Annotated in this window: 19 protein-coding genes and 1 tRNA gene; 12 read left to right on the top strand and 8 right to left on the bottom strand. The window is 65.0% G+C overall.

From position 1 onward, the window contains the following. The first annotated feature begins 22 nt into the window (after window positions 1-22). The 5 genes from ACZ7M7_RS35585 (at window position 23) to ACZ7M7_RS35565 (ending at window position 4,809) form a co-directional block, all read left to right on the top strand. Window positions 23-1,684 carry a recombinase family protein gene (locus tag ACZ7M7_RS35585; RefSeq protein WP_472124218.1) on the top strand — a complete coding sequence of 554 codons (1,662 nt, stop codon included), beginning with the start codon at window positions 23-25 and terminating at the stop codon, window positions 1,682-1,684. Between the two features lie 327 nt (window positions 1,685-2,011). Then, window positions 2,012-2,479 (top strand): hypothetical protein, encoded by a 468-nt coding sequence (locus ACZ7M7_RS35580; protein WP_472124216.1) that lies wholly within the window; start codon window positions 2,012-2,014, stop codon window positions 2,477-2,479. 1,114 nt (window positions 2,480-3,593) lie between these two features. Then, window positions 3,594-3,782 (top strand): hypothetical protein, encoded by a 189-nt coding sequence (locus ACZ7M7_RS35575; protein ID WP_472124213.1) that lies wholly within the window; start codon window positions 3,594-3,596, stop codon window positions 3,780-3,782. Then, window positions 3,779-4,024 (top strand): hypothetical protein, encoded by a 246-nt coding sequence (locus ACZ7M7_RS35570; protein ID WP_472124210.1) that lies wholly within the window; start codon window positions 3,779-3,781, stop codon window positions 4,022-4,024. Before ACZ7M7_RS35575 ends, ACZ7M7_RS35570 begins: the two co-directional genes overlap by 4 nt. Before the next feature lie 2 nt (window positions 4,025-4,026). Beyond that, window positions 4,027-4,809: a hypothetical protein gene (locus ACZ7M7_RS35565; protein ID WP_472124207.1), complete on the top strand. Its 783-nt coding sequence runs from the start codon at window positions 4,027-4,029 to the stop codon at window positions 4,807-4,809. Window positions 4,810-5,249: 440 nt separating this feature from the next. Here the strand turns inward: ACZ7M7_RS35565 and ACZ7M7_RS35560 are convergent, their stop codons facing one another. The 6 genes from ACZ7M7_RS35560 to ACZ7M7_RS35535 all read right to left on the bottom strand — a co-directional run bounded on the left by ACZ7M7_RS35560 (window position 5,250) and on the right by ACZ7M7_RS35535 (window position 9,535). Then, window positions 5,250-5,777 (bottom strand): hypothetical protein, encoded by a 528-nt coding sequence (locus ACZ7M7_RS35560; RefSeq protein ID WP_472124204.1) that lies wholly within the window; start codon window positions 5,775-5,777, stop codon window positions 5,250-5,252. A gap of 112 nt (window positions 5,778-5,889) precedes the next feature. Beyond that, the gene (locus tag ACZ7M7_RS35555) at window positions 5,890-6,810 is read right to left on the bottom strand and encodes an HNH endonuclease (RefSeq protein ID WP_472124201.1); all 921 of its coding nucleotides are present in this window, start codon (window positions 6,808-6,810) and stop codon (window positions 5,890-5,892) included. A 182-nt stretch (window positions 6,811-6,992) separates the two neighbouring features. Continuing rightward, window positions 6,993-7,802, bottom strand: coding sequence for a hypothetical protein (locus ACZ7M7_RS35550; protein WP_472124199.1), 810 nt, complete (start codon window positions 7,800-7,802; stop codon window positions 6,993-6,995). A gap of 129 nt (window positions 7,803-7,931) precedes the next feature. Continuing rightward, window positions 7,932-8,780, bottom strand: a complete 849-nt coding sequence (locus tag ACZ7M7_RS35545; protein ID WP_472124196.1) for a helix-turn-helix domain-containing protein — start codon at window positions 8,778-8,780, stop codon at window positions 7,932-7,934. Window positions 8,781-8,793: 13 nt separating this feature from the next. Continuing rightward, window positions 8,794-9,309, bottom strand: a complete 516-nt coding sequence (locus tag ACZ7M7_RS35540) for a DUF6879 family protein (protein ID WP_472124193.1) — start codon at window positions 9,307-9,309, stop codon at window positions 8,794-8,796. Beyond that, on the bottom strand, window positions 9,281-9,535 hold the full coding sequence (locus ACZ7M7_RS35535; protein ID WP_472124496.1) for a hypothetical protein: 255 nt from the start codon (window positions 9,533-9,535) through the stop codon (window positions 9,281-9,283). The genes ACZ7M7_RS35540 and ACZ7M7_RS35535 overlap by 29 nt, the downstream gene beginning before the upstream one ends. An 822-nt stretch (window positions 9,536-10,357) precedes the next feature. On the opposite strand from ACZ7M7_RS35535, the gene bagA reads away from it, so the two are divergent. Together bagA and bagB are read left to right on the top strand one after the other, a co-directional pair. After that, a complete protein-coding gene (gene bagA / locus ACZ7M7_RS35530; protein WP_472124190.1) occupies window positions 10,358-11,335 on the top strand; it encodes an ATPase BagA in 978 nt (325 codons plus the stop codon). Between the two features lie 112 nt (window positions 11,336-11,447). Beyond that, entirely contained in the window at window positions 11,448-12,926 is a 1,479-nt protein-coding gene (gene bagB / locus ACZ7M7_RS35525; RefSeq protein ID WP_427840603.1) for an ATPase BagB, read from the top strand. A gap of 46 nt (window positions 12,927-12,972) precedes the next feature. Here bagB and ACZ7M7_RS35520 read toward each other — a convergent pair whose 3' ends face one another. Then, window positions 12,973-13,311 (bottom strand): WhiB family transcriptional regulator, encoded by a 339-nt coding sequence (locus tag ACZ7M7_RS35520; protein WP_328425258.1) that lies wholly within the window; start codon window positions 13,309-13,311, stop codon window positions 12,973-12,975. Window positions 13,312-13,776: 465 nt separating this feature from the next. Between ACZ7M7_RS35520 and ACZ7M7_RS35515 the strand changes: the two genes are divergently transcribed. Beyond that, entirely contained in the window at window positions 13,777-16,071 is a 2,295-nt protein-coding gene (locus tag ACZ7M7_RS35515) for a transglycosylase domain-containing protein (protein WP_472124187.1), read from the top strand. A gap of 174 nt (window positions 16,072-16,245) precedes the next feature. On the opposite strand, the gene ACZ7M7_RS35510 is transcribed toward ACZ7M7_RS35515, so the two are convergent. Then, window positions 16,246-16,710: a GatB/YqeY domain-containing protein gene (locus tag ACZ7M7_RS35510; protein ID WP_472124184.1), complete on the bottom strand. Its 465-nt coding sequence runs from the start codon at window positions 16,708-16,710 to the stop codon at window positions 16,246-16,248. A gap of 120 nt (window positions 16,711-16,830) precedes the next feature. Between ACZ7M7_RS35510 and ACZ7M7_RS35505 the strand changes: the two genes are divergently transcribed. From ACZ7M7_RS35505 to ACZ7M7_RS35490, 4 genes are all read left to right on the top strand, one after another. Continuing rightward, complete coding sequence (locus ACZ7M7_RS35505; RefSeq protein ID WP_383610485.1) at window positions 16,831-17,757, top strand: metallophosphoesterase; 927 nt, start codon at window positions 16,831-16,833, stop codon at window positions 17,755-17,757. Between the two features lie 141 nt (window positions 17,758-17,898). Next, window positions 17,899-18,708, top strand: coding sequence for a Pr6Pr family membrane protein (locus ACZ7M7_RS35500; protein WP_472124181.1), 810 nt, complete (start codon window positions 17,899-17,901; stop codon window positions 18,706-18,708). A 32-nt stretch (window positions 18,709-18,740) separates the two neighbouring features. After that, window positions 18,741-18,814 (top strand) — tRNA-Pro (locus ACZ7M7_RS35495). A gap of 312 nt (window positions 18,815-19,126) precedes the next feature. After that, a complete protein-coding gene (locus ACZ7M7_RS35490) occupies window positions 19,127-19,690 on the top strand; it encodes a dihydrofolate reductase family protein (protein WP_472124178.1) in 564 nt (187 codons plus the stop codon). Window positions 19,691-20,141 lie beyond the last annotated feature (451 nt).

Below are 20,141 nucleotides of genomic sequence, written 5' to 3'. Positions count from 1 at the left end.
AACACCTCGGGCGGTAGTCGGTATGAATCTGCACGTCGCAGGCTACACACGGCAGTCCTACGGACGGGTCAACGGCAGCGAGGCAAGCCCGGCAACCCAGCGCGATGCCAACGCCGCTCGGTTCGAGTCGTTCGCCGCTGAGGCCGCCCGCCAGGGTGGCGACGCTGCCTGGTGTGGTCACTATGAGGACGTCGGCATATCCGCGTACAGCGGGACCGAGCGACCTGATTTCGAGCGGCTGCTTCGAGACTGCCGCATGGGGCGAATCAACGTCCTCGTCGTCTATAACATCAGCCGCCTTTCTCGGCTCGAACCGCGCGACGCTATCCCGATCGTCAATGAACTCATGTCGCTGGGTGTCACGATCGTCTCTGTCGCTGAGGGCGTGTTCCGTCCCGGCGAAGTGATGGACCTGATCCACCTGATTTTCCGGCTTGACGCTGCCTATCAGGAGTCCAAGAACAAGAGCACTGCTGTCCGCGACGCTGCTGCGCTGGCTCGCTCCCTGGGTGGCTACGTGGGCGGTAAGTCGCCGTACGGCCGCCGACTCAAGCAGGAAACTCGAACGGCACCGAACGGTAAGCCTGTTGCGATTCAGGTACTCGTAACTCAGCCCGATGAGGCCGCAGTTATCGAGCGAATCGCTAAGGCTCTGCTCGCCGGTACGGACTCTGTGCACTCGATGTGCGCGACGCTGAATGCCGAGGGTGTTTCGACCCTGGGGGCATCGCGCGGTAAGCGCACGGCGGGTAGTTCCTGGCACCCCAAGACTCTGATTCGAATGCTTCGGCACCCGCACCTTGCTGGGTTCGACGCTGAGGCCGTCTACAACGCTCAGGGTCGCGTGACTGGTCACCGTGTCCGCCGTGACACTGAGGGCAAGCCGCTACGCGCATGGGAACGGATTCTCAGCGAGGCGGATTGGTTCGCCGTTCAGGAATGGCTCGACGCCCGTCCGGTCCGCATGAATGAGCACCGCACTACGGCGCTGCTGTCGTCTCAGGGAATCCTGATCTGCGCGTGCGGCTGCTCCAAGAGTGCGAACAACTCGGAGCGCCCTAGCTACTTCTGCAACCGCCCATCAGGCAAGCCGGTCGACCCGAACAAGCCCGGCGACCATGAGGGGCGTTCCTACATCAGTCGTATGGCGCTTGATGATTACGTGGTGCGCCGGATCTTCGCGCTGATTGATGCCGCAGAGTGGGATGAGGAATCGCGCGCAATTCTTGAGCGGGTATCAGCGCACTACGCCGAAATCAACGAGACGCCCGAGGCTGCACAGGAACGGCAAACGGTGCTGCATGAGCGGGCCGATGCACTGCTTGCTCTGCGACAGCTCTACGACGACGCCGACTTGTATCGGGGCGACGAAATCGGCCGTGAGCGCTGGCAGTCGGATATCAAGGTTCAGCAAGCACGAGTAGGCGCCGCAGATCGGCGACTTGAGGAACTCGGCGATGCTGGTTCGATGGTGCTTCCGATCAGCGGGTGGACCGAGTCGGATAATGGCGACCCGATGGGCCCGGGGTCTTGGTGGGAGTCGGCATCCCTCGCTGACCGCCGAGAGTTCGTGGCGCTGTTCTGCAAACGCATCGTCGTGCGTAAGGCACTCGCCGGCGAGAAGAGTCGGGGGAACAAAGCCAAGGCTGTGATCGAGGGGCGCGTGTCCATCGAGTGGGTCTAGGCGCCCCTGTAGGCGCCGTTCTGGGGGTCCCTGGTCAGAACTCCGGCCGGGGCCCTTATTCATGCCCTCAGACGACCGCACGGGGCTCACAGGCAGGCAGGCCAAGCCTTGTCATGAACACACGGCACCTTATTGACATGAGCATGGAGACAGACACTCCAAGGATGCCCACATATGCCGGAATTATTTTGCCTGGCTTCGCCCCTATTTGCTCTCAGGCTGGTCACCGACTCGATAGAGGCACATCGAGAGCGGCGAACGGCGCAGGCACACCACGCCGCCCACCCCCGATCCAAAGAACACGGCGGAATCACGGAGGACACCACCATGCCCCTTGACCTAACCACCCTTGACGATCCTGCCTACGACGCCGCCATTCGCTCACTGCTGGCCGCTGGCGGCTTCAGCGCACATGGCCGTGGCACTCGCCCACTCGATGTGCCGGACGCCGCCGAGATCAACCGTGACAGCGTGCTGCGTGTGGCCTATCTGCTGACTCAGGGCGTAGCCGTCAGCAGCGAGGGCGGGAAGTGGCAGGTGATCGGATCCGGCGGCTCCGTAATTCAGCGCGGTTTGTGGGACGGGCTACCTCTGCCGAAGCGCTGCCACCTGACAGGCGACTTGCGCGGACATGTCGAGTCGTATGGCGCCTACAAAATCAACTACCGAGAGTGCAAGGTCTGCGGGGACAGTTTCTCTACCCGCAGACCGGTGCGCGTGAAGGCTCGCTGGCCGGAATTCTGTGGCGATTCGTGCCGCCGGAAGCGTGACGCCGAGCGGAAGCGCAAGCGGTAACTACACAGCACGGAGGGAAACTACACAGCCCAAACCCCCTCTGACCTGCGCTGTTATGAAACTAGATCTGTTGTTACCGTTACACACATTCCTCTATAGATTCTAATGGAAATAGGCGAACGGTAACGCTTCATCGAGTTTCGCTACGTCACAGTGGGACAGGCCACCGAACCTCCGGGAAAGAGTGGTTGAGGGGGTGCACCGCCCCCACACGATCCCTTGGACTCACCATGATCGGTCTCGGAACCCCCCGGGAATGTGAAGATTGCCCGGAGTGGCTGACCGGTCGGCAAACCCGTTTCTGCTCGCGCGCATGCATGATGCGTTCCCGTCGCCGGAATGCCACTCCGCCCGCTGAGAAGGTCTGCCGACTGTGTGGCGCCACCTTCCGGCCCCGTCGGGGAAAGCAGACGTTCTGCGACTTCGATGAGGATGCCGGCGCGGAATGCGCGGAGCTTCAAACTGCCCTGCATCAGGCGGCATTCGACGCACGTAACGACCGTGAGGATGACCTGTGGTGCGCACACTGCGGCGAATGGATGGAATGGTCCGGCCGTGGCCGACCGCCCAAGTTCTGCTCACCGCGCTGCCGTACAGCCTCCCACAGAGCCTCTAAGCGCCCCTGACATACCAACTCACGCGAAGGGCCTGCACGTCGCTCAGAACGGCGTACAGGCCCTCTCTCATGCCTTCAGAAAGAAACCCCATGGACATTCACCGCCGACTACGCGAGCGCGACGCGCGCCTAACCAGGTTCGCGAAGCGCCACCCCCAAGCTGCCGCTGACGTGGCCAATGCGCTGGCCCGTGTTCGCTATCTGCGCGGCGAGCCTGACGAATACACCTGCACCGGTTGCGCAGTTGAACCCGCAGCGGAATGGCAGCTAGTGGAGCTGTCCCGGCGCGAGGGTCCCGAGTTTCTGCTCTACAGCGACGAGCCAGAGCATTACTCGCCCTTCTGTAGCCCCTGCGCGCTGGACGCTGAGCACGAGCGGAGTCGGCGCCTAGACCACCTCTGGGGTCGCACGCGCTAACGGCGCAAGTCCGCACACACACGCCCGCTGACCAGGCTCCAAGCCTCAGCCGGCTGAAATCTTCGATTACCAGGAGCACACGTGCCCACACCCGCCACCATGCCCGGCGCCAAGCTGCGTGAACGTCCCGCCCTTTCCACGCTGATTGTGTCGCTCGCGACCGCTCTGGAATCCGCCGACGAAATAGACCTAGACGGCGTCGAAGTACTCACGGGCCTACTCGCTAGCTATGTGGCTCTGCTGAACGCCCAGCGCGAACGCAGCGCATGAGCAAGAGAGGCCGCAAATCCCGCACTTCCCGTCTGCGCTGGGTAGCCGACTGCATCGCCACTGCCAAGCTGCGCCGCGAAGCTTGGGATCTATCCACCCGCGAAGCGCAGGAAGCTGCGTATTACGCCGTCTGGGATGAGCTTCGCATCCCCAACGATCTGACTACCGAACAGCTACAGCGCATCGGCGATTCCCTGTGGCGCGCTGTTCAGCGTGTCGCCACCGACAAGAAGGAGAACTGACCATGACTGAAACCCCTCTCGAATTCACCGGTTCCGGCACCGAGGCCGACCCGCCGACTTTCGATGCCATGCGCCCGAGCGCCCCCAATCAGGCTGACGTGGCCGTTGCTGGTCTGGCGAGGACTGCCAAGGCTCACGCTGCCGCATTCAGCAGCAACGCCGACACGAGCAACAACCTGCCCGCTGATCTTCGGGATATGGTCCGTGACGCTTCCATGGCGATCACCTCGACACTGCACACTGCCTACGAGGCTCGGCGTAAGGCAGACACCTTCCGAAACGACGTCACGATTTACCCTCAGGGGCGCGAACTCCTGGCGAATGAGGCAACTAAGACGGCCGATGACAAGGTCGCAGAGTCGCTTGCGAAGGCTGACGATCAGATCCAGGTGGCTGCCGCACTCACGTATGAAGCTGCCCGCCCGCGCATTTCGGCAGCAGACTCGATGCCCGCTCGCGCTGACCTTCAAATGCTGACTCAGCGCCACATCGGCAGGCATGGGGAGCTGGCCGAAACGCTGAAGCGGCTTGCTCAGCGCAGTGACGGAGTCGGCGCCCTGGTGGCCGATCAGCGCTTCCTAGGGGATTTCCTCGACGCGCAGGGAATTGACCCGGACATGCGCGAGGCAGTTTTGACCATAGTCGGCACTGAAGTGGTTAGGGCAGCCGTAGGGAGCGGCGACCCGAAGCGTTCTGCTGCCGCTCGTACGAACCTCGCTCTTGCCGAACTGCGCAAGGCTCGTGTTGCGGCCAGTGCGTTCACTCGGCACATGCTTCAGAGCTGATCACGCAGCGGAGTGGGCCGGAGTCACCTACCAATTCGGTATGTGCTCCGGCCTGTTCCGTCATGCATCACGCATTGCATTGGCATTGACCGAGCGATCACATTACGTAGTCGCACCTAATGTCCGATTGGGGCGATAGGGGTGCGGGTGTACCCCTTACCCCCTAGGGGGCCGAGAACGCGGGGGAGGTCTCTGAGGTGCGCGCCCAGTCCTAGACCTGGTTCTACACACGGAGCGTGACCCGATGGAAAGCTACCACGAATACATAGCGCGCTGGGAAGCCATCCCGCATTGGTGCTCTCGCTGCGAGCAGGAAAAGCCCGCCCGAGAGTTCGCGCTTGAGGCTCGCCGAGGTGTTCAGCCCTGGTGCCGACAGTGCAAGACAGAATATCAGCGCGAGCGCCGTAGACGTCTAAAGGCTGAGGGCGAGTAGCGCCGGCCTACTTCCGACTGCCGTCGTCATCTAGCGCGGCCTGCGCTGCCACGATGAAAGTAGTGAGGCTGGACGAGAATTCCTGCGACTGCTCGAACAATCGCACACGGCCTTCCCGCTGTCCCTCTTCATCAACCATGTTGTATACCCGCAGTTCGACCAACAGCTCTGAAGCGCCTCGTGCGAGTGAAATGGCCGCATCGCTCACCATGGCTGGTCCGACTAGGGCGGCTTCCGTGCTCGCTTCCTTGATTGCAGTCGCCATCTGCGTCCAGCGCGTTTCCACGTCGTCGTCAAGTACCGGATACAGGTTTGGATGCAGCCTGAAGGGTGCGGATGAGTCCCGTAGTTTGGACGCTTCGTTGATGAGATCCCTGTAGAAGTTGTAACGCGGCTCACGCCTTTCCCGTCGATGTTCTGCCCGCGCGGTGATACGCGCGCCTTCCCGCTGAGCCCATCCTGTTGCCAGCGCTGCGCCAATCGTTGCCACTGACCCCGCCAGTGCCCCGAGCACCGCCGCCAATCCTGCGTCCATGGCGCCAATTTTCCCGGGGTGCAGGTCAGTTGGTCAAGCGCATGTGCTGACGCACCCGAGGAGTCGCAGCCGGCTGAAAACCTCACATTCGTTGCTGGGATGTGTGCTGCCGCTACGACTCCAGCCTGTCCAGCACGTACATGGGTTTGCTGGGCCAAGGCACCATCTGACCCCTCAAGTCGTATTGGACCTTGCCTGCATCATCACGCAACCTCGAAAGAGAGTCCGCCAACTGATCGAGGCTAAGAGTTCCCCAAGGATCGGGGAGCCACATGGAGTAGTGTCCGATGACCACAAGGAGACCGCTGAGACTTTTGGGCTCCTGAACGATCATCATTTCTCTTGCCGCAAGGTCAGTTTCAGGGTTGAAACCGATAATGGACGGCAGGACAGATGGAGCGTCCGACTTGAGTTTTTCTCGGATTGGGTCTAGCGCTGGCTGGAGGATGTAGCTCCACCCGAGTGCGGAGAATGCAGCCAGATAGGCCGATCGGACCCATGACATATCAGCACGCTCTGTCGAAAAGCGCTGCTTAATTGTGAACTTGAGGCCAGATTCTTCCCCTCGATCAGACTGCGCTCGAAGAGCCTTTTCGTGAGCGTCGAGGTTTTCCTTGCGATTCTGCTTAGGTACACCTTGCAAAAACCAGCCATTCCCCGTACTCAGAGCCTCCCCGTTGATCTCGATTCCTCCTGCTTCAAACACAGCCCGCATGGGTCGCTTCGTTCCCTTGCCGGCCATCATGCTGTGAAAGTCGGCACGTTTCTGCGCCTGGGAGTCAAAGTCTCGTCCCGCGTCATTGTTGCAGCGCTTACACGTGAGCAGCATTCCCTTTCCGCCGAGTGCTTCCGGCGGCACATGCTCAATGGTCAATTTCTGGGCTGCAATCGCCTCAAATGGGAAGGCATACAAACAGCATGGGCACGCGTAGTAGGCATCATCGCTGGGCAACCGATCAGCGCGCCCAATCCGTTCCAACACTTGCCGGAGCAGCGGCGCCCCTTCGCTGAACCAACGTTCTCGCTTGTTCACACATCGAGTATGCCTGCACCAGTACCCAGCATGCAGGGTTTTCCAGGAACCGACAGTGTCCACGGACCTACCCCTGAGGGATGGCTCTCCCCTCTCACTAGCCACTCGGCAGGGAGGTGATTTCCTACCGCAGCAACTCAAGCCGATTGCGCGGAGAGAACCACCCCCGTTTGATGCTTTGGTCACTCACTGGCCGGAGCTTCACTACTCTCGGTGGGTGATCCGGAATTGGGTCGGATAGTGAACGGTCGGTGGAGGGGTTCAATGGCGGGCGCTCCAGAGTTCGGTACGCTTGCTTCGTCCTCCTGCTTTTCTTCTTCGAAATACCGTGACGTTACAAATTCCGCGATGACGGACTGAACAAGAAGGCCGTTGGCGGACCGGAATGCACCGACCCCGTTCATGTACAGCACAAGTGAAGCGGCGGCGCTGAAGAGGAACCAAGGAGACCAACTGACCGCGAGAACGACCCACAGAGGCACGGAATATATTGCAACATTTATGCGGAACTCCCCCTCCGCGTTAAGTCGGTCGCTTTCCATGTAGACGTCCACACTATTTCCGATGAGATGTGTACGCAGTTCAGGAAATTCAAACTGGATATTATCCACAAGCATCGCAACTCGGTTTGAATATGGGTCAGTCACGCCACGCACACGAAAAGCCTTCAAAGCGTAGGTCCGCAAGGCGACCATATCCTCTGCAGTCACGAGCGCGAGTTCACCCAAGAAGATCCAATTGAGCTTTGCTATCCGCCTCCATGGGATCCTCATGACGTCGCCTATGAGGTAAAGCGCAAACGCAATGATTGCGGTCACTATAGGTCTGCCTGCCACCTCTCCCAGTAAATAGACACGCTCAAGTAAACCGTTGGCCTCGTTGCGCGATGGCACCGACTCTCCGAACAATATCCATAGCTGGAACACGCACAGTGCGCCGACAGCAAACGGCGTACGAAGGTGGCGGAACCCTGGAAGCAGACTCGCAAGCATGACCTGATGATGCACCGCATGCGGCGCCCCTGTGTAGGTTTCTCTGAGCAAGTGAAGGCAAGACACCCCGTTGCCGCTGCCTTCCTGGTGGTTGGTACGGGGCTAGTTGCTTCCCTGACGGTGCGTCAATTATGTCAATGCGTTGATGGCAGACGTGATCAGCGTTCGAGCGTTAGCCCCATAGGCGGCAATCTCTTTGAGGTTCCCGAACGCTTTAAGGTACAGCGCCACGTCACTTGGCTGAGTCTCCTTGATGGATGCCGACAGTGTTTCGACATGCACCCGCTGACTGTCAAAGACGGTGAAAGCCTCCAGCGGCCATGATGTCCGGGGCGCGGTGAAAGGGATGACCCCGAGCGACACCGACGGCAGCGCCATGACGGCAAGCAAGTGGCCAAGCTGCGCGGCCATCACTTCTGCGCTGCCGATCCGATAACGCAGAACTGCCTCTTCAACCAGGACGGCGAATTTGTGGTCACCTTCACGGATGACGTGGGACCTATTCGCGCGCGCTGTTACGGCGTCTGCAACATCGTCGGGTGTGCCCCGGAATCTGGCGATCGAGGTCAGCAGTGCGGTTGCATAGCCCGGTGTCTGGAAGAACCCCGGCACCACGTTCGAGCAGTAGACGTGAAACTGCCGCGTCTGCTCATACAGCGGTACGCCGGACTCCTGTAGCTGTCGCAGCCCTGTGCGCTGTAGCCGCTTCCACTGGACGTACATGGAATCTGCTTGCCGGTTGGCGGCGATTAGTTCATCAGCCTGCGCCGGCGCCTCGCACGCTGTGCACCACGCTCGAATGTCGGCGTCACTCGCTGGCGTTTTGGCATGCTCGATGCGTGATGACTTTGATTCGCTCCACCCGCAGCGAACGGCCAACTCACGCGCCGTGATTCCAGCGTCTAGGCGAAGCTCACGCAACCGGACAGCGATAGCTTCTCTGGCCTCTTGGGCGCGGGACGATGGAGACGACGACATGAGTTGGCCGTGCCTAGATTGTGTATTCTCTGTGCGGAATTGCGCGCTGCCAGATCTCCTCAAAGGCTGCCGAGCACATTTTCAGCGTCTCGGCGTCCGAGTTGAGTTCATCCGTGACGTGGCTGCCATCCCCCGCGAAGTGATGGATGCGGAGCAGGTTTCCGTCAAACAGCCAAAAGTCGTTGGCAGGCACCAGGAATCCGCTCGCCTCTCTGCGTGGCAACCAGCGAACCTCTTCCCCAGCAGCGATGTTGGCGCGCGTTACGTAGTGCTCCCATCGGATGTACTCGCTGAGAGGCTCTGAGACGACGCGTGCACGGCGGACAGCCACGCCCCGCTGTACGGCATCCGCAATCGTCTGATGGAACGGGTGCCACCAGGAGTCGCGGTCCTCCCAGTCAACGCGCTCACCACGCTGCCATGCTTCTAGCCGAGGATTGCTGCCGTAGTCGTCGCGGAGTTCCAAGTGCACGGCGGATTCGCGGGTGTTGGCCAGTAGCTCACTGAACGGCGGAACGCTCGACGGCATCGCACGCTTCCCTGATCATCGGCACCATGCGCGCCGGAATCCTGATGACCTCTTCGCTGTCCGGGATCGCCCCGCGAGCCGGTGTGTTGACTTCGCATGCTGCCCGCAGTTCGGGGCTTGCCTTCCAGCCTTGAATGACTAGCTCTCCTGACTGGTCGTCCGCCCACACGGTGGGGCAATGCTCAAGGTCAGTGTCTGGGTCGATCCCGACGAACCGTAGCGCCATCTCAGCCTCCGTCAGTGCGCGGTTTGCTTCGACTTGCATAGCCATCGTCTCGCGCTCTGTTGCACCGTCAAGACCACCTGCGGAATAACTCACGTGCAAGCTCATGCAAGTTGATGGAGTTGCCCGCTGCCTCAGTCGTTGACTGCTCACCGAAGCGACGGAGGGGGCCAGACGTGAGCAGGCCGAGAACGTATCCGAGCGCGCCGGTTGATCTGCCGTTGGATCAGCGCCAAGACCCGGAACCTACGACCGGTTGCGACGTATGCCTTGCGCTGGACGTTCAGCGGACGGACGCGAGGATGCGCGGGGATCTCTCAAAGGTCACTGACTTGAACGTGGAGATTCGGCGACACGCGCACCGGACATGAGCGCACCTGCCAAACCACGCGCCGGACGAACGGGCGGGGAAGAACCCTGGTCCCTTTGGAAGCACGGAGACCTATGCGGATGCTGCGCCGGACACCGTGAAATCTGGTGTGACGGGTGCTGCGGATTCGGGGGCTGTCGGCGCTGCCGATGGACCGAGAAGCGCCCCTGTCCGGCCTGCGTAGGCGGTGACGCTGAGCCTGTGCGCTGGTGTTGAGACTGCCCCCGTCTGTGTGCCCTCCCCCGTGGCGCATGGGCGGGGGCTTCCTGCTGCCATAGTCGCTGGTCAGACACCTACTGGCTCATGCCATCGTGTGTGGCGTAACCTTTGCGTATTCCCACTTGGTCATGTGGCCGACTTTATCCGCTGCCCGGCGCGGGCCATGCGGCCGACCGCGGTCACGTTGTCCACAGGCTGTCGCGTAGCTTGCGCACCGACTGGTTAGGCTCGAAGACGTGAGCAGGCTCCAGGTCGTCAGCGGCAAGGGCGGGACCGGAAAGACCACGGTCGCCGCCGCGCTCGCGCTCGCCCTCGCCACGGAGGGGAAGCGGACGCTTCTCGTCGAGGTCGAGGGCAGGCAGGGCATCGCGCAGCTCTTCGAAACAGAGGCGCTGCCTTATGAGGAGCGGAAGATCGCCGTCGCTCCTGGGGGCGGGGAGGTGTATGCCCTCGCCATAGACCCCGAACTGGCCCTTCTGGACTACCTCCAGATGTTCTACAAGATGGGCGGTGCGGGCCGGGCCCTGAAAAAGCTCGGCGCGATCGACTTCGCCACCACCGTCGCGCCGGGGCTGAGAGACGTACTCCTGACCGGCAAGGCGTGTGAGGCCGTGCGGCGCAAGGACAAGGCCGGGCGGTTCATCTACGACTGTGTCGTCATGGACGCCCCGCCCACCGGGCGCATCACCCGCTTCCTCAACGTCAACGACGAGGTCGCCGGGCTCGCACGGATAGGGCCGATACACAATCAGGCACAGGCCGTGATGCGCGTGCTGAAGTCGGCCGAGACGGCCGTGCACCTGGTCACGCTGCTGGAGGAGATGCCCGTCCAGGAGACCGCGGACGGGATCGCCGAGCTGCGGGCCGCGCGGCTGCCGGTGGGGCGCATCATCGTGAACATGGTGCGGCCCGAGGTGTTGGACGCCACCGACCTGGAACTCGTACGCAGTGTGCCGCGTGCCGCTGTCGCCAAGTCGCTGTCCTCCGCCGGGCTCGGCGGGGCACGGCGCGGCGGGAACGCCGAGCGGCTGGTGGACCCGCTGCTGGCGCAGGCCGACGAGTACGCCGAGCGGTACGCGCTGGAGCATGAGCAGCGGGCGGTCCTGGACGAGTTGGGGCTGCCGGTGCACGAACTGCCGTTGCTCGCCGAGGGCATGGACCTGGCGGGCCTGTACGAACTCGCGGGCAAGCTGCGGGAACAGGGCCTGTCATGAGTCCGTTCACCAGGCAGGACACGAGTCCGTTCAGCCGGCGGGAGCGGCACGCCGTGCGGCGGGATCGGCACGTCGTACGTCAGGACCGTCAGCGTCGGAAGCAGGGGATGTCATGAGCCGTCCGGAATCCGCCCAGGCGCCCGACGCCGCGCGCGCCTCTCACCTGTCCCCCACGCGCGTGCTCGACCTCGACCCGCTGCTCGACGACCCGAAGACCCGCATCGTGGTGTGCTGCGGCTCGGGCGGCGTCGGCAAGACCACGACCGCGGCGGCGCTGGGACTGCGGGCCGCCGAGCGCGGGCGCAAGGTGGTCGTGCTCACCATCGACCCGGCCCGCCGGCTCGCCCAGTCGATGGGCATCGACTCCCTGGACAACACCCCGCGCCGGGTGAAGGGCGTCGAGGGTGAGGGCGAGCTGCACGCGATGATGCTCGACATGAAGCGCACCTTCGACGAGATCGTCGAGGCGCACGCGGACCCCGACCGGGCGTCCGCGATCCTGGGCAACCCCTTCTACCAGTCGCTCTCGGCGGGCTTCGCGGGCACGCAGGAATACATGGCGATGGAGAAGCTCGGCCAGCTGCGCGCCCGGGACGAGTGGGACCTCATCGTCGTCGACACGCCGCCGTCCCGCTCGGCGCTGGACTTCCTCGACGCGCCCAAGCGGCTCGGCTCGTTCCTGGACGGCAAGCTGATCCGCGTCCTGCTGGCCCCGGCCAAGGTGGGCGGCCGCGCGGGGATGAAGTTCCTGAACGTCGGCATGTCGATGATGACGGGTGCGCTGGGCAAGCTGCTCGGCGGTCAGCTGCTGAAGGACGTACAGACCTTCGTGGCCGCGATGGACTCCATGTTCGGCGGATTCCGTACGCGCGCGGACGCGACGTACAAGCTGCTCCAGGCGCCCGGGACGGCGTTCCTGGTGGTGGCCGCGCCGGAGCGGGACGCGCTGCGCGAGGCCGCGTACTTCGTGGAGCGGCTGGCCGCCGAGGACATGCCGCTCGCCGGTCTGGTGCTCAACCGGGTCCACGGCAGCGGCGCCGCCCGGCTGTCGGCCGAGCGGGCACTCGCCGCCGCGGAAAATCTTGAAGAGACCGGCATTGTGGATCAGGAGGGCGGGAAAGCTGGACTTCGTAACTCCCCTGACACGTACGACAGTTCAGAATCAGTCGCATCCGAATCGCCCGCTTCCGACGAACCGGCTCCCGAAGAACCGGCTCGCGACGCAGGCTCCCCCGCCGCTCCTGAGGCAGGCTCCCCCGCCCCCGACACGGAGCGCACCGCAGCCACGGACGAGCCGCAGCCCGTCACTCCGCAATCCGCCACCGGCGCCGATGCGCCGGGCCCGGCGCATGTGGAGCGGTCCGTCGACCAACTCACCACAGGCCTGCTGAGGCTGCATGCCGAGCGCATGCAGCTGCTCTCTCGTGAGCAGCGCACGCGTGACCGCTTCACCTCACTGCACCCCGAGGTGGCCGTGGCCGAAGTGGCCGCGCTGCCCGGCGATGTGCATGACCTGGCGGGACTGCGGAACATCGGAAACCGACTCGCGGCCCATAAGCCGGAGCTGCCTGACCCCGCGGCCGGCACCTGAGGGAGTTCCGGGAGGAGACCTCCTGGTCCCCTCAGCCCTGGCCCCCTCAGCTCACCGCTGCGAAGTCCTCGTACACCTGGTCGTCGTCGAGCGGCAGGATGCCCGCGCCCCGCTCGTACTCCGAGCGCGCGGTCTCCAGCAGCCGGCGCCAGGAGGTCACGGTGGGCCGCCTGCGCAGCAGCGCGCGGCGCTCCCGCTCGGTCATTCCTCCCCACACGCCGAATTCGACGCGGTTGTCCAGCGCGTCCGCCAGGCACTCCGTGCGCACCGGGCATCCGGTGCACACCGCCTTGGCCCTGTTCTGCGCTGCTCCCTGAACGAACAGTTCATCCGGATCGGTAGTGCGGCAGGCCGCCTGCGCACTCCAGTCGACTACCCAGCCCATACCGGCGCCGTCCTCTCCCGAATCGAGGCTCCCCCACGGCGGCAGCGGCATATTCACCGCCGCCAGTTGAGGACGTTACGGAAGGTGGGCACAGCGCAACACCCCCTTCGGGCCCAATCTTGAATGGCCCGAACGGACTATGCGTAAGCGGCAGATCACCCGGGGGAGTGAGCTGGCGACATGCGTGACTTTCCCGGCAAACCAGGACAGTTCAGTTGAGTCACAACGGACGCCGGATGACACACAAGGCGGATTCGGACACGCCCCCACCAAAAAAGTGAGGAACCTCCGGAACGATTCGGGGTCGCCGGACGTATTGATACGTGGTCGCACTGCTGTGACAGTTGAGAGCAGCTTAGGCCAACGCCTGCATGCCTGTCCGGCGAATGGGCTGCATCCATGAGTGAGCTCTGCTCGCGCACGGTGGGCCTCGGTTCGCTCATCTCTACGGTTTAGGCTGCCCCCATGCCAAAGAAGCGCTCGGGCGGTGGTCTGTCGCCAACGCAACAGGCCGCCAAGTTCCTCGGTGTCAGTGTGCTCGCGGGAGCCGTGCTGGCCGGTATCGCGTTGCCCGCCGTCGGCGCGCTGGGGCTCGCGGCCAAGGGGTCGGTCGAGAGTTTCGACGAGCTCCCGGTCAGCCTCAAGACGCCGCCACTGAGCCAGCGCACCACGATCCTGGACACCAAGGGCGCTCAGATCGCCTCGGTCTACTCGCGCGACCGTACGGTGGTCGACCTCAAGGACATCGCGCCGTACATGCAGAAGGCGATCGTCGCGATCGAGGACGCCCGCTTCTACCAGCATGGCGCGGTCGACCTGAAGGGCGTCCTGCGCGCCCTCAACCGCAACGCGCAGAGCGGCGGCGTCACCGAGGGCGCGTCCACGCTCACCCAGCAGTACGTGAAGAACGTCTTCGTCGAGGAGGCCGGCAACGACCAGACGAAGGTCGCCCAGGCCACCCAGCAGACCCTCGGCCGCAAGATCAAGGAGCTGAAGTACGCGATCCAGGTCGAGGAGGAGCTCGGCAAGAAGAAGATCCTCGAGAACTACCTGAACATCACGTTCTTCGGCCAGCAGGCGTACGGCGTCGAGGCCGCCTCCCAGCGCTACTTCTCCAAGTCCGCCAAGGACCTCAAGCTCCAGGAAGCGGCCCTGCTCGCCGGCATCGTCCAGTCGCCGAGCCGCTACGACCCGGTCAACGACGAGGCCGAGGCCATCAAGCGGCGCAACATCGTCCTGCAGCGCATGGCCGACGTCGGCGACGTCTCCCAGGCGGAGGCAGACGAGGCCAAGGAGGCGCCGCTCGGCCTGAAGGTCAGCAAGCCCAACAACGGCTGCATCACCGCCGTCAAGGGCGCCAGCTTCTTCTGCAAGTACGTCGAGAAGGTCTTCCTCAGCGACCCGGTCTTCGGCAAGAACCGCGAGGCCCGCGCCAAGATCTGGAACCGCGGCGGCCTGACCATCACGACGACCCTCGACCCGCAGGCCCAGAAGTCGGTCCAGGCCTCGCTCAAGGACCACGTCAACCAGGACGACAAGGTCGCCGCCGCGACCACCCTCGTCGAGCCCGGCACCGGCAAGATCCTCGGCATGGGCCAGTCGAAGCCGTACGGCTACGGCAAGAACGAGACCGAGTACAACTACTCGGTCGACGCGGCCTACGGCGGCTCCAACTTCGGCTTCCCGACCGGTTCGACGTTCAAGCCGTTCGTCGCGGCGGCCGCCCTGGAGGAGGGGCGCCCGCCGACGCAGGAATACCCGTCGCCGTACGAGATGGAGTACCCGAGCCCGGTCCAGACGTGCGACAGCAAGCCGTGGACCAATCTGCGTGGCGAGAAGCTGGAGAACGAGGCCGAGTCGGAGCGCGGCCCCTACCGCCTGCGCAAGGCGATGGAGCTGTCGGTCAACACCTACTTCGTGCAGATGGTCGCCGACATCGGTCTGTGCCCGGTGGTCAACATCACCGACAAGCTGCAGGTCCGGCAGGGCAACGGCGACAAGCTCCCGGAGACCCCCTCCGTCACCCTCGGCTCGGTCGGCCTCTCCCCGCTGACGATGGCGAGCGCGTACGCCGCCTTCGCCTCCCGCGGCATGTACTGCACGCCGATCGCCATCGAGTCGATCTCGCAGAAGGTCGGCGGGGAGCAGAAGTCGCTCGAGGTGCCCAAGTCGACGTGCTCGCGGGCGATGTCCGAGCAGACCGCGGACACCGTCAACACCCTGCTGCAGGGCGTGGTCGACTCCGGCACGGGTAAGGAGGCCGGTCTCACCAACCGCCAGAGCGCCGGTAAGACGGGTACGACGGACGAGCGCCGCAACGCCTGGTTCGTCGGCTACACGCCGAACCTCTCGGGCGCCGTCTGGGTCGGCAGCGCCACCCAGAAGGTCAAGATGCGGAACATCTACATCGGCGGCCAGTACCACGACCTGGTCTACGGCGGCCGGGTCCCGGGCCCGATCTGGCGCGACGCGATGAACGGCGCCCTCGACGGCAAGGCCGACGAGAACTTCAACACCGTCGACATCCCGGAGGACAAGCCGGACCGTGGCCGCGGTGACGAGGACGAAGACGGCGACGAGAACGGGAACGGCAACAACGGCGACGAGTTCATCGGCGGCCTGATCGGCGGCGGGAACAACAACGGCGGCGGCAACAATGGCGGCGCGGACGGCGGTGCGTCCCCGGCGCCCTCCTTCTCGATCCCCGAGGGCTGGTGGCAGGGGCAGTCGAACGGGAACGGCACCGGGGGGCGCGGGTGACGCGGGGCGCTTGAGGCTCTGACGGCCCCTGTCCCTTCGTACGAGGACTTGATGTCGTACGAAGGGACAGGGGCCGTCTGTCGTCCGGGGCGGGCGTCCGAAGCGGACGTCCGAGGCAGGCGTCCGGGGCGGGTGGGCCGGCTCGTCGCCGGGCCGGCTGCCCTGCCGTGGGTGTCAGCCGGCGAGCAGCTTCTTGACCACCGCGGCCACGCGGCCGCCCTCCGCCAGGCCCGCGACCTTCGGGTTCACGATCTTCATGACGGCACCCATGGCCCGCGGACCCTCGGCGCCGGCCGCCTTGGCCTCCTCGACGGCCTGGCCGACGATCTCGTTCAGCTCGTCGTCGCTGAGCTGCTTCGGCAGGTACGTGGCGAGGACCTCGCCCTCCGCCTTCTCCCGCTCGGCGGACTCGGCACGACCACCCTGCGCGAAGGCCTCGGCCGCCTCACGGCGCTTCTTCGCCTCGCGGGTGATCACCTTCTGCACCTCGTCGTCGGAGAGCTCGCGCTTCTCCTTGCCCGCGACCTCCTCCTTGGTGATCGCGGCGAGCGTCAGCCGGAGCGTCGAGGAGCGGAGCTCGTCGCGCTCCTTGATCGCGGCGTTGAGGTCTTCCTGCAGCTTCGACTTGAGCGTGGTCATGGCGTCGATTGTCGCAGGTGTGGGGCAGGGAACGCCCCTTGATTTCAAGGGGCGTGCACGGCGATGCCGTACCGGGGGCGGCTGGGTACGGGGACTTCGCCGGTCTGACACGATGGTTGTATGCGCGCGCGATACGGAGTACCCCTGGGCATCACGGCGGTTGGCGCCGCCGGTCTGTTGTATTCGGCGGGTTTCGAGGCCCGTTCCTTCCGCCTGCGACGGGTGACGGTCCCCGTCCTGCCCGCGGGCATGCGTCCGCTGCGCGTGCTCCAGGTCTCCGACATCCACATGGTCGGCGGCCAGCGCAAGAAGCAGCGCTGGCTGCGCTCGCTGGCGGGCCTGCGCCCGGACTTCGTGATCAACACCGGCGACAACCTCTCCGACCCGGAGGGCGTGCCGGAGGTGCTGGACGCGCTGGGTCCGCTGATGCAGTTCCCGGGGGCGTACGTCTTCGGTTCGAACGACTACTACGGCCCGAAGCTGCGCAACCCCGCCCGCTACCTGCTGGAGAAGGCCCAGGGCCGCCACGGCCTGAACGGCAACGCACCCGCCGTCGGCGCGATCCACAACCCCTGGGAGGACCTGCGCGACGGCTTCGACGCCGCGGGCTGGCTCAACCTCACGAACACGCGCGGGACGCTGAAGGTCGAGGGCGTGTCGGTGGAGCTCACCGGCCTCGACGACCCGCACATCAAGCGGGACCGCTACGAGCGGGTGGCCGGGGGCCCGTCCGGCGCCGCCGACCTCGCGATGGGTGTGGTGCACGCGCCGTACCTGCGCGTCCTGGACTCCTACACGGCCGACGACTACCCCCTGATCCTGGCCGGCCACACCCACGGCGGCCAGCTCTGCATCCCCTTCTACGGCGCCCTGGTCACCAACTGCGACCTCGACACGGACCGCGTGAAGGGCCTGTCCACGCATACGGCCGAGGGCCGTACGTCCTACCTGCACGTCTCGGCAGGCTGCGGCGCGAACCGCTACACGCCGTTCCGGTTCGCTTGCCCACCGGAGGCGACGTTGTTGACGTTGGTGGGGCGGGAGTAGGGGCTGGTGATGCGGGTGGGGCGGGAGTAAGGGGCGGGGTGGGCCGGAGTACGGGTCGAGGTGGAGCCATCCGGCCGCTCGGCGTAACCCGCACGGACCACCCGTATCGCCCGTTTTGCCCATCCTGCTTAGCGTGAGGGCATGACAGCCCCGATACCCAGGGACATCCCGGACCTCCCCGCGATACCGGGCATCCCCGCGCTGCTGCCGTCCCACGTCCCCGCCACCGCGGTGGTGGCCCCCGCCCGCCGCCCCCTGGCAGCCGTGTACCGCCTGCTGGTCGCCCTGGTCGCGGCCGCGGCGGTCGCCGTCGAACTGACCCTCGGCAGCCCCGTGCGCACCCTGAGCCACTTCGCGATCCAGGCCAACATCCTGCTGGCCCTGGTCTTCGTCCTCTCGGCCCGCCGCGCCTGGACCGCCCGCCGCCCCCTGCCCTCCGCACTGACGGGCGCCACGCTGCTCTACGCCCTGGTCACGGGCCTCGTCTACCACGTGCTGCTGGCCAACGAGTCAAGCCCCTACGCGCTCCCCGGCGTCCTCACGGGCGAAGCCGCGGACCCCACGGGCTGGCACGCGATCACCACCCAGGTCCTGCACACGGCGACGCCCATCGCGGCCCTGCTGGACTGGCTGCTCCTGACCGCCCCGGGCCACCTGCGCCTGCGCCCGGCGGCGATCTGGCTGCTGTACCCCCTCACCTACCTGGCGTTCACCTTCACCCGAGGCGAACTACTCGTCCCCGGCACGCCGGCCCGCTACCTCTACCCCTTCCTCGACGTGGCCCAGCACGGCTACAAGAGCGTCCTCGGCAACGCCCTCCTCATCGGCCTGGCCATCTACGCCCTGGCCATCGCCCTCGTGGCCCTCGACCACGCCCGCCCCAACCCCATCCGCCACCGCGTCCACCAACGCATGAAAACCGGATTTCGTCTCCAGCCACCGGTGGGCTAAAGTAAACGACGTCGCCGCGACAGCAGCGACATCGGGGTGTAGCGCAGCTTGGCAGCGCGCTTCGTTCGGGACGAAGAGGTCGTGGGTTCAAATCCCGCCACCCCGACACAGGTCAGAGGCCCATTCGCTTAATCGCGAATGGGCCTCTTTCATGCCCTAGGGCCAAACGGGGGGCCAACCGCATTCGACACGAGGGGGAGGCCGTCGCTGGGTCGTGCCGGTACAGCTCGGAACCCGCGGCACAGGACTACCTCAATCGACTCCACACCCTGGCAGAGGAGAAGCCCGGTTTCCTGCCGCGGTGACGGAGCATCTGCTTGGCGGGGTGGTCAACTGGTCCTCGGTGTGCCCTGACCGATGAGTCTTGCGCGCCGTGCTGGTCTGTACGCCGAATACCGACTCACGGGAGGCTGACGCCATGCGGAAACTGACCTTCGCCATGAACATGAGCCTGGACGGCTACATCGCCGCGCCCGGCGACGACCTCGGCTGGAGTGTGCCGAGCGACGAGCTGTTCCAGTGGTGGTCCGACCGGGTGGCCGCGACGGGCCTGGCGCTGTACGGGCGCAAGCTGTGGGAGACGATGAGCTCCCACTGGCCGACCGCCGACAAGCAGCCGGGTGCCACACCGGCGGCGATCGAGTACGCCGGCCGCTGGCGGGACATGCCGAAGGTGGTGTTCTCCTCCACGACCAGCACGGTCGACTGGAACACCCGTCTGGTCACCGGCGACGCGGTCACCGAGATCACCAGGTTCAAGGCCGACGACGGCGGCCCCATGGACATCGCCGGTGCCACACTCGCCGCGGCCGCCATGCGGGCCGGGCTGATCGACGAGTACGTGATCGTCACCCATCCGGTCCTGGTGGGCGGCGGCACGCCGTTCTTCACAGCCCTGGACAACTGGGTGAACCTGAGCCTGATGGAGACCCGGACGTTTCCCGACAGCGTGCTGCTGACCAGGTACGAGACCAGGCGCTGACCGCGCGAATGGCGTCCGGGGTCATGGCACGCCGGACCAGTGCCCACGCTCGCGACGCCGGAACAGCGCACGGCCGTGCCGCCCGAGCGCACATCCAGCGCAAGGTCGCACTCACGCTCACTCAGGCACCCGCCCGCCAATCAGCCGCGTCGTCCGGCACCGGTCCCTCCCCTCGTGGGGACCGGTGCCGAACGGCGAGGAGGTGTCGACCCGTGGGGACGCGCCGTGTTGGCGGGTCAGTGCGGGTCGAGCTGGACCGTGGTGGCGTCGAGGGCTCGTAGTTCCTGCGAAAGCGGATCGTGTCGAAGGTGTCCGAGAACATGCGGCGCCATGAGTGGTCTCTCCGGGCTATGGGCTGGTGGCCTGCCTGGGCGTCGCGCGATGGATGCGCAAGTGCGTCGTGATCCTGCCAGTCGAGGGTGCCGGAGAGGAGCTTCCGGTCTCCGGACGC

The organism is Streptomyces sp. NPDC111606 (genome assembly GCF_055656945.1).
This window is presented reverse-complemented; position numbering and strand designations above follow the sequence as displayed.

Coding starts and splice junctions, on each gene's coding strand:
- ACZ7M7_RS35585 (WP_472124218.1), top strand. CDS start 23: ATGAATCTGCACGTCGCAGGCTACACACGGCAGTCCTACGGACGGGTC.
- ACZ7M7_RS35580 (WP_472124216.1), top strand. CDS start 2,012: ATGCCCCTTGACCTAACCACCCTTGACGATCCTGCCTACGACGCCGCC.
- ACZ7M7_RS35570 (WP_472124210.1), top strand. CDS start 3,779: ATGAGCAAGAGAGGCCGCAAATCCCGCACTTCCCGTCTGCGCTGGGTA.
- ACZ7M7_RS35565 (WP_472124207.1), top strand. CDS start 4,027: ATGACTGAAACCCCTCTCGAATTCACCGGTTCCGGCACCGAGGCCGAC.
- ACZ7M7_RS35560 (WP_472124204.1), bottom strand. CDS start 5,777: ATGGACGCAGGATTGGCGGCGGTGCTCGGGGCACTGGCGGGGTCAGTG.
- ACZ7M7_RS35550 (WP_472124199.1), bottom strand. CDS start 7,802: ATGCTTGCGAGTCTGCTTCCAGGGTTCCGCCACCTTCGTACGCCGTTT.
- ACZ7M7_RS35545 (WP_472124196.1), bottom strand. CDS start 8,780: ATGTCGTCGTCTCCATCGTCCCGCGCCCAAGAGGCCAGAGAAGCTATC.
- ACZ7M7_RS35540 (WP_472124193.1), bottom strand. CDS start 9,309: ATGCCGTCGAGCGTTCCGCCGTTCAGTGAGCTACTGGCCAACACCCGC.
- ACZ7M7_RS35535 (WP_472124496.1), bottom strand. CDS start 9,535: ATGGCGCTACGGTTCGTCGGGATCGACCCAGACACTGACCTTGAGCAT.
- bagB (WP_427840603.1), top strand. CDS start 11,448: ATGAGCCGTCCGGAATCCGCCCAGGCGCCCGACGCCGCGCGCGCCTCT.
- ACZ7M7_RS35520 (WP_328425258.1), bottom strand. CDS start 13,311: ATGGGCTGGGTAGTCGACTGGAGTGCGCAGGCGGCCTGCCGCACTACC.
- ACZ7M7_RS35515 (WP_472124187.1), top strand. CDS start 13,777: ATGCCAAAGAAGCGCTCGGGCGGTGGTCTGTCGCCAACGCAACAGGCC.
- ACZ7M7_RS35510 (WP_472124184.1), bottom strand. CDS start 16,710: ATGACCACGCTCAAGTCGAAGCTGCAGGAAGACCTCAACGCCGCGATC.
- ACZ7M7_RS35505 (WP_383610485.1), top strand. CDS start 16,831: ATGCGCGCGCGATACGGAGTACCCCTGGGCATCACGGCGGTTGGCGCC.
- ACZ7M7_RS35500 (WP_472124181.1), top strand. CDS start 17,899: ATGACAGCCCCGATACCCAGGGACATCCCGGACCTCCCCGCGATACCG.
- ACZ7M7_RS35490 (WP_472124178.1), top strand. CDS start 19,127: ATGCGGAAACTGACCTTCGCCATGAACATGAGCCTGGACGGCTACATC.